This is a genomic window from Ferrimonas marina (genome assembly GCF_900129905.1).
GTDB classification, from domain to species: domain Bacteria; phylum Pseudomonadota; class Gammaproteobacteria; order Enterobacterales; family Shewanellaceae; genus Ferrimonas; species Ferrimonas marina.
In genome coordinates, this window is the sequence record NZ_FQXG01000014.1 from 15,839 (window position 1) to 29,328 (window position 13,490).

The 13,490-nt window shown below is 63.8% G+C and carries 14 protein-coding genes; 8 read left to right on the forward strand and 6 right to left on the reverse strand.

The window, feature by feature from the left end:
- The first annotated feature begins 10 nt into the window (after positions 1-10).
- Positions 11-604 (forward strand): penicillin-binding protein activator LpoB, encoded by a 594-nt coding sequence (gene lpoB, locus BUC04_RS22630; RefSeq protein ID WP_067665464.1) that lies wholly within the window; start codon positions 11-13, stop codon positions 602-604.
- A 219-nt stretch (positions 605-823) separates the two neighbouring features.
- On the opposite strand, the gene BUC04_RS22635 is transcribed toward lpoB, so the two are convergent.
- A complete protein-coding gene (locus BUC04_RS22635; RefSeq protein WP_067665467.1) occupies positions 824-1,021 on the reverse strand; it encodes a YheV family putative zinc ribbon protein in 198 nt (65 codons plus the stop codon).
- Between the two features lie 84 nt (positions 1,022-1,105).
- Here BUC04_RS22635 and BUC04_RS22640 point away from each other — a divergent pair, with 84 nt between their 5' ends.
- A complete protein-coding gene (locus tag BUC04_RS22640; RefSeq protein ID WP_067665470.1) occupies positions 1,106-3,004 on the forward strand; it encodes an ATP-binding cassette domain-containing protein in 1,899 nt (632 codons plus the stop codon).
- On the forward strand, positions 3,004-3,480 hold the full coding sequence (locus BUC04_RS22645; RefSeq protein WP_067665473.1) for a TIGR02444 family protein: 477 nt from the start codon (positions 3,004-3,006) through the stop codon (positions 3,478-3,480). Before BUC04_RS22640 ends, BUC04_RS22645 begins: the two co-directional genes overlap by 1 nt.
- 17 nt (positions 3,481-3,497) lie before the next feature.
- Here the strand turns inward: BUC04_RS22645 and BUC04_RS22650 are convergent, their stop codons facing one another.
- Positions 3,498-5,084, reverse strand: coding sequence for a GMC family oxidoreductase (locus tag BUC04_RS22650; RefSeq protein WP_234977484.1), 1,587 nt, complete (start codon positions 5,082-5,084; stop codon positions 3,498-3,500).
- 11 nt (positions 5,085-5,095) lie between these two features.
- Positions 5,096-5,608, reverse strand: coding sequence for a twin-arginine translocation signal domain-containing protein (locus tag BUC04_RS22655; protein WP_067665480.1), 513 nt, complete (start codon positions 5,606-5,608; stop codon positions 5,096-5,098).
- A gap of 70 nt (positions 5,609-5,678) precedes the next feature.
- Between BUC04_RS22655 and BUC04_RS22660 the strand changes: the two genes are divergently transcribed.
- The 5 genes from BUC04_RS22660 (at position 5,679) to crp (ending at position 9,718) form a co-directional block, all read left to right on the forward strand.
- The gene (locus tag BUC04_RS22660; protein WP_067665483.1) at positions 5,679-6,641 is read left to right on the forward strand and encodes a hydrolase; all 963 of its coding nucleotides are present in this window, start codon (positions 5,679-5,681) and stop codon (positions 6,639-6,641) included.
- Positions 6,642-6,686: 45 nt separating this feature from the next.
- Positions 6,687-7,640 carry a DUF3187 family protein gene (locus BUC04_RS22665; RefSeq protein WP_082766811.1) on the forward strand — a complete coding sequence of 318 codons (954 nt, stop codon included), beginning with the start codon at positions 6,687-6,689 and terminating at the stop codon, positions 7,638-7,640.
- Between the two features lie 47 nt (positions 7,641-7,687).
- The gene (locus BUC04_RS22670; protein WP_067665489.1) at positions 7,688-7,939 is read left to right on the forward strand and encodes a YheU family protein; all 252 of its coding nucleotides are present in this window, start codon (positions 7,688-7,690) and stop codon (positions 7,937-7,939) included.
- A 59-nt stretch (positions 7,940-7,998) separates the two neighbouring features.
- A complete protein-coding gene (locus BUC04_RS22675) occupies positions 7,999-8,907 on the forward strand; it encodes a phosphoribulokinase (protein ID WP_067665492.1) in 909 nt (302 codons plus the stop codon).
- A gap of 175 nt (positions 8,908-9,082) precedes the next feature.
- Complete coding sequence (gene crp / locus BUC04_RS22680; RefSeq protein WP_067665495.1) at positions 9,083-9,718, forward strand: cAMP-activated global transcriptional regulator CRP; 636 nt, start codon at positions 9,083-9,085, stop codon at positions 9,716-9,718.
- A gap of 442 nt (positions 9,719-10,160) precedes the next feature.
- Here crp and BUC04_RS22685 read toward each other — a convergent pair whose 3' ends face one another.
- The 3 genes from BUC04_RS22685 to astA are packed head-to-tail and all read right to left on the reverse strand — an operon-like array spanning position 10,161 to position 13,484.
- Positions 10,161-10,958 carry a DUF1338 domain-containing protein gene (locus BUC04_RS22685; RefSeq protein WP_067665498.1) on the reverse strand — a complete coding sequence of 266 codons (798 nt, stop codon included), beginning with the start codon at positions 10,956-10,958 and terminating at the stop codon, positions 10,161-10,163.
- A 2-nt stretch (positions 10,959-10,960) separates the two neighbouring features.
- The gene (gene astD, locus BUC04_RS22690; protein WP_067665501.1) at positions 10,961-12,421 is read right to left on the reverse strand and encodes a succinylglutamate-semialdehyde dehydrogenase; all 1,461 of its coding nucleotides are present in this window, start codon (positions 12,419-12,421) and stop codon (positions 10,961-10,963) included.
- A 49-nt stretch (positions 12,422-12,470) separates the two neighbouring features.
- A complete protein-coding gene (gene astA, locus BUC04_RS22695; RefSeq protein ID WP_067665504.1) occupies positions 12,471-13,484 on the reverse strand; it encodes an arginine N-succinyltransferase in 1,014 nt (337 codons plus the stop codon).
- Between the last annotated feature and the right edge of the window lie 6 nt (positions 13,485-13,490).

Here is a 13,490-nt window from a genome sequence, read left to right on the forward strand (position 1 = left end):
GGATCAACCGATGAAAAAACTCAATACCCTGTTTGCCATTGCGCTGGCGCTGGTGCTGGCTGGCTGTCAATCCAAGGTGGAGTACCGCGACGCCACCGAGATCGAAACCGTCGACGTCAGCTTTGGCTCCAGCGACCTGCAAGCGGTGGCCGGCAAGATGGTGGACTCCATGCTGACCACCCCCCACGTCGCGGCGCTGACCGCCAACGATCGCCCCATCGTGTTCGTCGACCGGGTCACCAACAAGACCTCTGAACACATCGATACCGAATCCATCACCGACAGCATCCGCACCCAGCTGATCCGCTCCGGCAAGTTCCGCTTCATCGACATGACCCAGGTGGATGCGGTGCGCAAGCAGCTGGACTACCAAAACAACGCCGGCCTGGTGGATCCCAGCAAGGCGATCCAGTTTGGCCGTCAGGTCGGTGCCCAGTACATGCTGTACGGCAACCTCTCCTCCATCGTTAAGCAAAACGGTTCCACTAAGGACGTCTACTACAAGATGACCATGAACCTGATGGACCTGGAGTCCGGTCTGCTGGAGTGGGCGGACGAGAAGGAACTGCGTAAGCAGCAGTCCAAATCCTTCCTCGGTCGCTAACCGACCACACAGCAAAAAAGGGGGCCTTCGGGCCCCCTTTTCTCTTGCTCAGGATTCACTTGTTTCTGCGGCTGTCGCGCCAGCGCTGAACACACTCCCGGGTGCCTAGCAGGGCCGCCAGGATCACCACCACCAACAGCAAGCCAAACCCATTCCACGCCATACTCATTGGCCTACTCTCCTTAGTGACGGTATGAGCACAGTGTAGTTGGCTGGGCCTCAGTCGGGCTTGAACACCCCGATCACCTCGCCCTCACCGGCCTGCTGCTGGGTGGCCTCATCGGTTTGCCGCTTGCGGTAACCACAGGCGACACACTCCATCACCTCCACTCCGGCTTCGTTATACAGCATGATGCTGTCCTGCTCCTGACACTGGGGGCAGGATGCCCCGGCAATAAAGCGTTTCTTACTGACCACGCCGTGATACTCCCTTTACCTGTGGTTGGGCCGCTGCCTGAAATGGGCTATCATCCGGCCACTTTTTCTCGTAGACAAGTCCCCATGATAACCCTGGATCAGGTACAACTCATCCGCGGCGGCAAACGCCTGCTGGACAACGCCAGCGTGACTCTCTTCCCCGGCCACAAGGTGGCCCTGGTGGGCGCCAATGGCGTCGGCAAATCCAGCCTGCTGTCGCTGCTCAAGGGCGAGTTTGGCGTCGATGCCGGTGAGTGTCGCCTGCCCGCCCGCTGGCGCCAGGCCAGCGTCGCCCAGGAGACCCCGGCGCTCAGTCGCAGCGCACTGGACTATGTGCTCGATGGCGACCAGCAATACCGTGACCTGGAGCAGGAGCTGCACCAGGCCCAGGCCGATGGCGACGGCCGCCGCATCGGCCACGCCCACGATGCCTTCGAGGCCTATCATGGCTACCAGGTGCCGGCCAAGGCGGCGGAATTGCTGGATGGTCTGGGCTTCGATCAGCCGGCTCAGCAACGCTCTGTGGCGGAGTTCTCCGGTGGCTGGCGGATGCGCCTCAACCTGGCCCGGGCCCTGCTGATCCCCTCGGATCTGCTGCTGCTGGACGAACCCACCAACCACCTGGATCTGGATACCCTGATCTGGCTGGAGGGCTGGCTCAAGCGCTACGAGGGCACCCTGCTGCTGATCAGCCACGACCGCGACTTTCTCGATGCGGTGGTCAACGAGGTGGTTCACCTGGACCAGCAGCAACTGCACCACTACAACGGCAACTACAGCCAGTTCGAGCGGGTCCGGGCGGAGCGCCAGGCCCAGCAGCAGTCCCAGTACGAGAAGCAGGAGCGAGAGCGGGCGCACATGCAGTCCTACGTTGACCGCTTCCGCGCCAAGGCCTCCAAGGCCCGTCAGGCCCAGTCTCGCCTCAAGGCTCTGGAGAAGCTGACCCTGTCCGCCCCGGCCCACGCCGACTCCCAGTTCCAGATGGCGTTTCGTCCCCCCGCCAGCCTGCCCTCGCCGCTGATCCAGCTGGACCAGGTGCAGGCGGGCTACGGTGACCACACCGTGCTGGCCCAGATCTCCCTCAACCTGGTACCGGGCAGCCGTATCGGCCTGCTGGGCCGCAATGGTGCCGGTAAATCCACCCTGATCAAATTGCTCAGTCGCGAGCTGGCACCGCAGGCGGGGGAGCTGCTGCTGGCCCAGGGCGTCAGCATCGGCTACTTCGCCCAGCACCAGCTGGAGGCGCTGCGGCTGGACGACACCCCGCTGGCCCACCTGCAACGCCTGGCCCCGGATGCCAAGGAGCAGGAGCTGCGCAACTTCCTCGGTGGCTTTGGCTTTGCCGGTGACAAGGCACTGAGCCCGGTGCGCCCCTTCTCCGGCGGCGAGAAGGCCCGCCTGGTGCTGGCCCTGCTGGTGTGGCAACGGCCCAACCTGCTGCTGCTGGATGAGCCCACCAACCACCTGGACCTGGAGATGCGCCACGCCCTGACCCTGGCGCTGCAGGGCTTCGATGGCGCCATGGTGGTGGTATCGCACGACCGTCACCTGCTGCGGGCAACCTGCAGTGAGTTTTACCTGGTGGATCAGGGCCAGGTTGCCCCCTTCACCGGCGATCTGGAGGACTACCACCAGTGGTTGCTCAAGCCCACGGCCAGCGCCGAACCCCGTGCCGAGGGCAAACCCAGCGAGGATCGCAAGGCTCGCAAACGGGCCGAGGCAGAGCTGCGTAAGTTGTTATCCCCATTGAAAAAGGCCCAGGAGAAACTGGACAAGAAGATGGCGGAAGCGGACAATCTCGGCGAACAGATCGAGCAGCGCCTGGCGGACACCGAGTTGTACCAGGATAACCGCAAGGCGGAGCTGACCGATCTGTTGCGACAGCAAGGAGATATTCAGCAACAACAGGAGTCGCTGGAGCTGGAGTGGCTGGATCTGCAGGAGCAGATTGAGCAGCTTCAGGCGCAACACCAGGAGTCATAATGCAGATCACCCCCGAGGCCTTTTGGCAGTTCAGCGAATCGCTGTGGCAACACGCCGAGGCCCGTCAAACCGCGCTGGCGATGCAGGATCGCTACCGCCTCGAGCCCAACCTTTTGTTGCTGGCATTGATGCTGGAGCAGCAGGGCCAGTTTCTTAACCAGGCCCAGTTTGAGGCGCTCAATCAGGCCCAGGCCAACTGGCAGCAGAAGATGCTGGAGCCCTACCGTCGGCTGCGCCGACTGGCCAAGAACAGCCTGCCGGATGACAGCTACCAGCAGATGCTGGAGGTTGAGCTGGTGATGGAGCGGCGTGGCCAGCAGCTGCTCCTCAAGGCCCTGGCGACACTGCAACCGGCCGCCGAGGGCGACAACCTGGACAGCTGCCTGCGGGCCCAGGATATCGAGCCCAACGCCCTGCCTGGCGATCTGCTGGCCCAGTTAAGCCAGCTGTTCCAATGGGCCGAGCCGCCACTCTAATCCCTTTTTCCCTCCGCTTAGGCCGCCGCGTCCGACGGCGCCAGCAGCCGATCCGCCAGGGCGTGGGCATTGCGCCGCGCCAGGGCATACAGGGTCAGCTGAGGGTTCGCCCCTAAACTGGTGGGCAGTACCGAGCCATCCAGCACCGACAGGTTGCGCAGCTGATGGTGACGCCCACTGGCATCCACCACCCCCTGTTGCGGCGTTGCCGCCATGGTACAGCCGCCCATGATGTGGGCCGAGGCCACCGTGGTTTGCAGCGGCGCCAGTTGCAGCTGCGCGATCCCCAGCGCTGCCTCTTCGGCCGAGTGCCACCACTGGGCCGGATCCTGCGCCACCATCACTGCCTCCGCCCCGGCGGCAAACTGCATCGCCGTCATCCGCTCGAAGGCGTGGCGGGCGGTATCCCAGAATCGCTCCGACAAGGGGTAGTCCAGCACCGGATCGCCAAACTTGTCCAAGCTCACCCGGCCGCCCGGGCTGTCCTCAGCAAAGCCATCCCGCACCAACGCCAGGGCGATCCCCAGGTGATCGAAGTGGCGCATCAATCGATGGTGCTCCTGGCCCAGCCCCGGCAGCTTACTGGCCAGCAACACCGGATGCAGCGGCGCAGCCTCCAGTTTGTAGCCGAACGGGCCGTCGCCGTCTGGCCAGAGGAACTGATCGGAATAGATGCTTTGCGGCGCCCCGGCATGGGCCGCCACCGGCTCGGCAAAGCGGGCCAGACTCAGCAGGGTCGGATGCAGGAAGGTGCGTTGGCCCAGCCGCTGATGAGGGTCCGGCGCCTTGGAGCGCATCAGCAAAGCGGGGCTGTGCAGGGCACCGCCGCACAGCACCACATGACGGGCACTCACGGTGACCCCGACCGACCGGCGCTGATGCTGGCTGTCCCGGGTCAGACAGTGCAGTCGTGCCACCTGTTCGCCGTCGTGCTCCAGCTGCCACGCCTCGGTGTGACTGAGCAGGGTGGTGCCGGCCGCCAACGCCGCTGGAATGGTGGTCACCAGCATCGATTGCTTGGCGTTGATGGGGCAACCCATGCCGCAGTACCCCAGGTTGGCACAGCCCCGCACGTTGCGGCGGATAACCTGATAGGACCAGCCCAGCTGCTGACAGCCGTCCACCAGGGCCTGGTTATTGGCGTTGGGGGGCACCGGCCAGGGATGGATATTGAGCGCCTGCTCCGCCTGCTCAAACCAGGGCATCAGCACCTCCGGGGTCAGGTCGTCGAGGCCAAACTCGCTGCGCCAATGGGCCAGGGTGGGCTCCGGGGTGCGGATGGAGGTGGTCCAGTTGACCGTGGTGGAGCCGCCGACACAGCGCCCCTGCAGCATGGCGACGGCGCCATCGGCGGTGCGCATGGCGGCGGATTGCTGGTACAAGTCGGGATAAGCCACCCGCTCCTGCATAACAAAATCGGCGGCGGTTTTCAGTGGCCCGGCTTCTACCAGCACCACCTTGAGGCCACGCTGGCTGAGGATCTCGGCCGCGGTGCCACCACCGGCGCCGCTGCCCACGATCACCACGTCGCACTCCAGTGCCCTCGGGCTTTGCAGCGTGCTGCCATCGATATGGTCCCAGCCAGCGGCCAGTCCTTGTGTCATCGGATCCCTCATCATCCCTCCCGGCCCAGTTGTGGCGGCTGATAGGCCAGCTCACCCCAGTGCTGGGGCATGCCGTACCAGGCGGCCAGGATCGGGTCCCGCAACGCCTGGTAGGCCAGCTTCAGGGTATCGAGAAAGTGGTGGCGCCAATCTTCCAGCCAGGCTTGCTGCTGACCGGCCTGCCACTGCACCATCGGCAGGGCATGGCCGGTCAGGGCCAATCGAGTCAGGCGGTTATCCAGCAGGGTACCAATCTGGTCGAGCTGGGCCCGAACCCCGGGGGGCAGGGTCGAGAGCAGCCCCAGGATCTCCGGTTGCAGCGTTGCGCTGCGCTCCTGCAGCACCGACTCCGGTGCCACCCCGTCCAGTACCACCGGGATCAACAGCGGAAACAGCGCGGAGACCGGCTCACTCAGGCCGGGCGTAGGCTGGGGGGCAAACTCCGGGGTCGGCCACAGTGCCACCCCCAGGGTCAGCGCGACCCCGGTGGCCAACCCGGCTTGCAGGAACTGCCGTCGATCCATGGTGCCTCCTTGGCGGATCCAGCCAAATTGTGTAGGCTGTCATGCTCAATATTTAAACACACGTTTTAATATGGTAACAAGCTCGTCGTTTCGCCCCTCGCGCTGGTGGCGCAACCCCCATCTGCAAACCATCTGGCCGGTGTTGACCCGGCCCCGTCGCTGCCCGGTGCTGGAGCGGGAACGGCTGGAACTGGACGACGGCGACTTTCTCGATCTGGACTGGCAGCTGCGTCCCCGCCCCCATCAGCCCCTGCTGCTGCTGGTCCATGGCCTGGAGGGCAGCGCCGACTCCCACTACATGCGCCGCCTGCTGCTGGCCGCCGAGCAGAGCAACCTGGCCTCGGTGGCGATGCATCAGCGCTCCTGCTCCGGCGAGCCCAACCGCCTGCTGCGCAGCTATCACAGCGGCGCCAGTGAGGACCTGGGCCAGGTGGTCGCCCATCTGCGCCAGCACCACCCCCGCAGCCCGTTGTGGGTGGTAGGCTACTCCTTAGGGGGCAACCAGCTGACCAAGTACCTGGGCGAAAAGCAGAGCCAATCGAAGATCGACCGGGCGGTGGTGGTATCGGCACCGCTGGATCTGGCCGCCTGTGCCCGGCGCATGGAGCAGGGCTTCTCCCGGGTCTACCAGCGCCACCTGATCAGCCGGCTGCAGGCCAAGACCCGCCCCAAGCTGGCGCAACTGCCGATGTCCGAGTCCCAGCTCAATCAGCTCAACACCTTCTTCGCCTTCGACGATGCGGTCACCGCCCCCATCAACGGCTTTGATGGCGCCGACGATTACTACCGCCAGGCCAGTGGGCTGCCCTTTCTCAAGGCGATCGACACCCCCACCCTGCTGCTGCACGCCAGCGACGACCCCTTTATGACCGAGGCGGTGATCCCGGCACCGCACCAGCTCAGTCCCCGGGTGGAGTTGGAGCTGTGCCTCAACGGCGGTCATGTCGGCTTTATCGAGGGTGGCTGGCCCTGGTCGCCCCGCTACTACCTGGAGCGACGCATCCTGGATTTTCTGTCGCAAGATCAACGCTGACGTTATCGGTCTAAACTTAGCGCCTGTCCTCCTGCCAGGAGCGTTATGGCAGCAACCGTTCCAATCCCGTGGCCGTGCACCTTGTTGCTCGGCCTGGCCCCGACCCTGGCCCTGGCCTTTGACGCCGAGCCTATCCGGATCCGCTCGGCCGCGCCGGCCAAGGCGCTGGTGCTCAGCCCCACCCCGATGAGCAGTGCCTTTCAGCACCGCTGGCAGCTGTCCGCCAGTGCCCAGGCCGCCAGCATCTTCGCCCAGAGCGATCAGTACGAGCTGGATTACTATCGCCTCGACCTGGGTGCGGAGCTGCTGTTTCGCCCCCATCGACGCTGGCGCATCGGCCTGCAATACCATCACGGCCGGGCCGAGGACCTGCGCCTCGACCAGACCACCCTGACCTTCCATAAATGGTTCGGCCTGGATCAGAACGGTCGGCTTGAGGTGGACAAGCACCGCTTCCTGGCGGACCTGCCCCAGGGCACCTTCAGCGACTTCAAGGGCGAACTGCTCAGCGACCAGGCCAGCCTCTCGCTGGGCTACCAGTGGCTTGACCTGGACCGCCACCAGCTCAGCAGCACGGTGCAGGCCCAGTACCACGACAGCCCGGACTGGCTGCGCCAGGGCGGTCGCTGGGACGGCGCGCTGCAGCTGGATTATCGCTACCAGCACCGCAGTTACGGCCTGAGCCTGATGGTGGCCGCCAGCGGCCAGGGTGCCGATCGCATCCTTGGGGCCGAGGCCCGCTCGCTGGTTTGGCATGGCGACATCGGCTATCGCTACCACTTCAACCCACGCCACAGCCTGGCGCTGCACTACCTTGTCTCCCAGGGCGTGGTGCATGACCTGGGCGAGCTGGCCAAACCGGTGCACGAGGCCGCGCTGGGCTACCGCTACAACGGCGGCCAGTGGGCCTGGGAAACCGTGCTACTGCAGAACCTGCTCAATGCCGACAACTCCGCCGACTTTGGCCTGCAGGCCCGGTTACGCTTCCAGTTTGACTAGCCTGGCATGGCCGGTGACAATGCCCCGGCCCTGACTTGGAGAGCCCCATGCTGATCGACTACCCCACCCTGCTGGCCCAGCTGCCCCGCGAGACCCTGGATAACCTGATCCGCGAGCACCTGCTGGCCAACGTCGGCGATGAACAGTTCGATACGGTGGACGCCCAGGCGCTGACCCAGGCGATCCAACAAGGCCACGCCGCCCTGCGTCGAGGTGACTGGGTGGTAGAGTTTGCCGAGGAGAGTGAAAGCATCGCCATCCGCCCGCGGGAAGCGATCGCCCAGACCCAAGCGCCTTGACCCGGCCGGGCTAACAGCTTTATAACAAATGCATCCATTCGTGACGGACTTGAGGGACTATGTCGGCGAAACATCCCATTATCGCGGTGACCGGTTCCTCCGGTGCCGGCACCACCACCACCACCACCGCGTTCCGGCACATCTTTCGTCAGCTGGACATTAACGCGGCCCTGGTGGAGGGCGACAGCTTCCACCGCTATACCCGTGCGGAGATGGAGGTGGCGATCCGCAAGGCCCGGGAAGAGGGCCGTGCCATCAGCTATTTCGGCCCCGAGGCCAATGACTTCCAGGCACTGGAGGAGTTCTTTCAGCAGTACGGCGAAGAGGGATCTGGACAGATCCGCCGCTACCTGCACACCTTTGACGAGGCGGTACCTTTCAACCAGATGCCCGGCACCTTTACCCCCTACCAGGCACTGCCGGACAACAGCGAGCTGCTCTACTACGAAGGGCTGCATGGGGCGGTGGTGACCGACGAGGTCAACGTGGCTCAGCACGCTGACCTGCTGATCGGCATGGTGCCCATCGTCAACCTGGAGTGGATCCAGAAGATCGTGCGCGATACCAATCAGCGTGGCCACAGCCGCGACAAGGTGATGCACTCCATCGTTCACTCCATGGAGGACTACGTCGCCCACATGACGCCGCAATTCTCCCGCACCCACATCAACTTCCAGCGGGTGCCCACGGTGGACACCTCCAACCCTTTCTCCGCCAAGGACATCCCCAGCCTGGATGAAAGCTTTGTGGTGATCCGCTTCCGTGGCATGTCTGACGTCGACTTCCCTTTGTATCTGCAGATGATTCAGGGTAGCTTTATGTCAAGAATCAACACCTTGGTGGTCCCCGGGGGCAAGATGGCCCTGGCCATGGAACTGATCCTGACCCCGTTGATCCGGAAGTTGAAGCAGACACGGCAACAATGTCTGCTGGCCGAGCAGGCCAATAAGCTGCAGTCGTCGGAATAACGTTAAGATCGGGGAAAGCAGAAACCGGATTCGGTAACACCGAGCGTTACCCTCGGTCTTTTTGCCGCAAAACTCGATCTAGTTCAAAGTGTCCGCGACTTTACGCTATTAACATTTAACCCTAAAATTCTGAATTAAGTTTTAAGCGTTTTATCCTACTGAAAGGAAAAAGACTATGGCGCTCATTGGTAAGCCAAAACCCGATCCGACCCTGGAGTGGTTTCTGTCCCACTGCCACATCCACAAGTATCCTGCCAAGAGCACTCTGATCCACGCTGGCGAAGAGTCCGATACCCTGTACTACATCGTAAAGGGCTCCGTAGCGGTACTGATCAAGGATGAAGAGGGCAAGGAGATGATCCTGTCCTACCTGAATCAGGGCGACTTTATCGGTGAACTGGGCCTGTTCGAAGAGCAGCCGGAGCGCACCGCCTGGGTTCGTGCCAAGTCACCGTGTGAGATCGCCGAGATCTCCTACAAGAAGTTCCGTCAGCTGATCCAGGTTAACCCCGACATCCTGATGAAGCTGTCCGCACAGATGGCCAACCGTCTGCAAACCACCTCTCAGAAGGTGGGTGACCTGGCGTTCCTGGACGTGGCCGGTCGCATCGCCCAAACCCTGCTGAGCCTGGCCCGTCAACCGGACGCCATGACTCACCCGGACGGCATGCAGATCAAGATCACCCGTCAGGAGATCGGCCAGATCGTTGGCTGCTCCCGCGAGACCGTGGGCCGCATCCTGAAGATGCTGGAAGAGCAGAACCTGATCCAGGCCCATGGCAAAACCATCGTGGTCTACGGCACGCGCTAAGCGTACCGAAGCATCAAAAAAGGCACCCCGAGGGGTGCCTTTTTTATTGGCTTCGCAGATTTGCGGGGTTAACTCTCACTCGTGAGAATTGCCACTCTTTGCTTTGTCGCGTTGGCGACAGCAACCAAAGGGGCTACTCGCCCCCTTGGAACCCCCGTTACCTCCCATCGGTGCTGGTTCCTCGCTCCGACGGCATCGGCTAGCGGCACTGACCAGAGTCGACATCCCTGCCTCCGCTGGTCACTCGGGCCATCCTGGCCCTCGGCCTTGCCGATGACGACTCCACTCGGGCACCTCAAAGTCGGTGTAAGAGCCGGTGCTTCGCCAAACCCGAACAGGTTAGACACACTAATCTGTTCGGATATAGCTGGATGTTAGAGCTTCAAAGAGTTGTTTTCCCGGAGATCCGCTACATGCCTTTTTTATTGGCTTGCGCCTGGCGTTAGCGGGCGTCGGTGGACTCGAAGATCTTATCCGCCGAGGCGGCGACAAAGCCGCTGTACTCCAGCCCATTGGCATCGGGGTAGCGCCGGGCAAACTCGTAGAAGCTGGCCGGGATGGTCAGCTCACCATCGGCAAAGCGCACCGCCACCTTGTCCGCCAGGGTGGAGGATTGCTCCAGCAGCACCTGCGGCGAGCCCTTGATCTCACCACCGCTGGTGTTGAGGGCGAAACCGGCGGATTTCAACGCCGCGTTGACCGACTCCAGGGTGGTGTAATCGGCCAGGGTATTGACCTTAACGGTGAAGTGGTTGGCCCGGTAGCCAAAGGCCGCCAGCCAGGCGGCGTACTCGCTCTCCGCCAGTAGCGCACGGTAGGTGGCGGTATCCACCTGCCAGCGTGCGCCGCTGTAGAGGAAGTCCGGCTGCTGCGCCGCCCCCTCGGGCAGCTGGGCCACCAGATCCCGGGCCACCGACTGCAGCGCCTCGGAGCATTGCTCCAGGCACAGCTCGGAGATGAACACCTTGGGTGCCTCCGGGTTGGGGTGCTCAAAGTGCTTGGCCACCAGCTTCTTCTGCTCAAAGCGGTAGTCGCCCTTGGCCTCATAGCCCAGTGCCAGGAAGTGGGCCGCCAGCTTGTCTAGCCCCACCTCCGGCAGATTAAAGGTACGAAACGCCACGTGGTCGTTGATCAGCGCCGCGCCACCACCGAGCAGCCGATGGATCGGTACCGCACTGGGGCATTGCACCTGGTAGTCCTGCCACAGGGCGTCGAACAGGGATTCGAGGGTATTGGTCATGGCTACAGCTCCAGTCCGGGGGCCAGGGTTTCGGGCATCACCACCTGGTCCGCCTCCATCGAGGCTACCGGATAGGCACAATAGTCCGCCGCGTAGTAGGCGCTGGCCCGGTGGTTACCACTGGCGCCGATGCCACCAAAGGGCGCCGAACCGGCTGCCCCGGTGATCTGACGGTTCCAGTTGACGATGCCGGCGCGGCTGCGGGGCAGGAAGTAGTCCCACTCAGCCCGGCTGTCGGACAGCAACCCGGCGGAGAGACCATAGCCGGTGTCGTTGGCGATGCGGATCGCCTGGTCAAAATCGTCGTAGCGGATCACCTGCAACAGCGGGCCGAAGTACTCCTCGTCCGGCAAGGATTCGATCGCCGTCACGTCGATGATACCGGGGCGCACCAGACCGGTGCCCGGAGTCACCACGGTCAGCGGCTCCAACACCTTACCACCGAGGGATTCCAGCTGGCGCTGGGCCGCCACCATGCCCAAGGCGGCCTCGGAGGAGATCATGCTACCGATAAAGGGCGCCGGCTCAGCGTTGGGCTGGTCGACCCGGATAAGCTTAGTGGCCTCCAGCAGCCGGGCCAGCAAAGCATCGCCCTGGGAGGTATTGGGCAGCAACAGCCGCCGTGCACAGGTGCAGCGCTGACCGCTGGAGATAAAGGCAGACTGGATGATGTCGTGCACCGCGGCGCGCTCGTCGGCCACCTCACGGACGATCAGCGGGTTGTTGCCGCCCATCTCCAGTGCCAGGATCTTGCCCGGCTGACCGGCGTACTGCTGATGCAGCAGGTGGCCGGTACGGGAGCTGCCGGTGAAGAACAGGCCATCAATGCCCGGATGTGAGGCCAGCGCCTTGCCGGTCTCCAGCTCGCCCTGCACCAGGTTGATCACCCCCTTGGGCAGGCCCGCCGCCTGCCACAGCTTGAGCACGTGTTCGGACACCTTGGGGGTCAACTCTGACGGCTTGAGGACCACGGTGTTGCCCGCCAGCAGTGCTGGCACCATGTGGCCATTGGGCAGGTGACCGGGGAAGTTGTAAGGACCAAACACCGCCACTACCCCATGGGGCTTGTGACGCAGCATGGCACGGCCCAGCGGCAGCGCTTTCTCGCTGTCGCCGGTGCGGTCCTGATGGGCGGTGATGGAGAGCTCCACCTTGCCGATCATCGCCCCCACCTCGGTGCGGGTTTCCCACAACGGCTTGCCGGTCTCCTCGGAGATCAGCTGGGCCAGCGGCCCTTTGTCCGCCTCCAGTTGCTGCTTAAAGGCCCGCACCAGCGCCTGCCGTGCCGGCAGGCCGGACAGGAACCACTCCAACTGCGCGTCCCGGGCGGCGGCGATAGCAGCGTCCACCTGGCTGGCATCAGCGCCACGGCCATGCCACAGCGCCTCGCCGGTGGCCGGATTGTAAGAGGTCAGGTTGGGGCCCTGGCCAGATTGCCATTCCCCGTTGATCAGATGAGTCATACTTCGCTTTCCTTAGCGCCGTTGCCGGCGTTGCATTGATCGTGGGCGGTTACAGCGGCAGGTACCACACCGTATCGCCGGGCTGCAGCTTCAGCTGCTGCAGGGTCTCGTCGCTCAGCCCTAACGGCTGGCCCTCGTCCCCCTCCAACACCCCGGCACGCACCACCCGGTAATCCGGTAGGCGGCCATTGCAGATCAGGTAGTCGCCGCTCACCGCGTCGCTATCCACCTGCTGGCTTGGCCGCTGCTGGCAGGCCTGGACCGCGCGGATCCCGTCCCGCTGGCACTCCACCGTCGGGCCCGCATCGAAGATGTCGACGTAGTTCTTGCAGCGAAAGCCCTCGGCCTGCAGCAAGGCCAGGGCCGGCTCCGTGCTCTCATGCACCCGGCCGATCACCGCCTGGGCCTCGGGGCTGAGCAGGTTGACGTAGATGGGGTGGCGCGGCATCAGCTCCGCCACAAACACCTTGTCACCGATGCCGGTGAGGTAATCCGCGGTGGGGAAATCGATGCCAAAGAAGTGGGTCTCCAGCCATTGCCAGAAGGGGGAGCTTCCTTGGTCATCGGAGACGCCGCGCATCTCGGCGATCACCGTGTCGCTGAAGCGATCGGCAAAGGCCGCCAGCATCAGGAAACGGCTGCGAGACAGCATCCGACCGATCTGGTCCCGCCGCCATTGGGGCAGCAGGAACAGGGTGCACAGCTCCGTGGCCCCGGTGTAGTCATTGCACAGGGTCAGGGTCTGTACCTCACGGCGGATCCCCAGCTTATCGGACACGTGAACGTCCTTGCCCAGCCGGTAGTGGTAAAAGGCATCCTCACTGCCCACGGCAGCCTCGATGCCGCAGGTGCCCACCACCTGGCCGTTGTCTTCCAACACCATCAGGTAGCTTTCGCTGCCCGGGGTCGTGACCTCGGTGGCGAAGCTCGCCTCGGAGCGGGCAATCTTGCGCTTGAGCAGGGCCTCGTCCACCGGCAGCGAGGTGAAGCCGTGGCCCGAGGCCTCAGCAATGGCCAGCAGGGCCGGGTAATCCTCGGCCCGGATCGGTCGGATGATCAGCATAGTGGC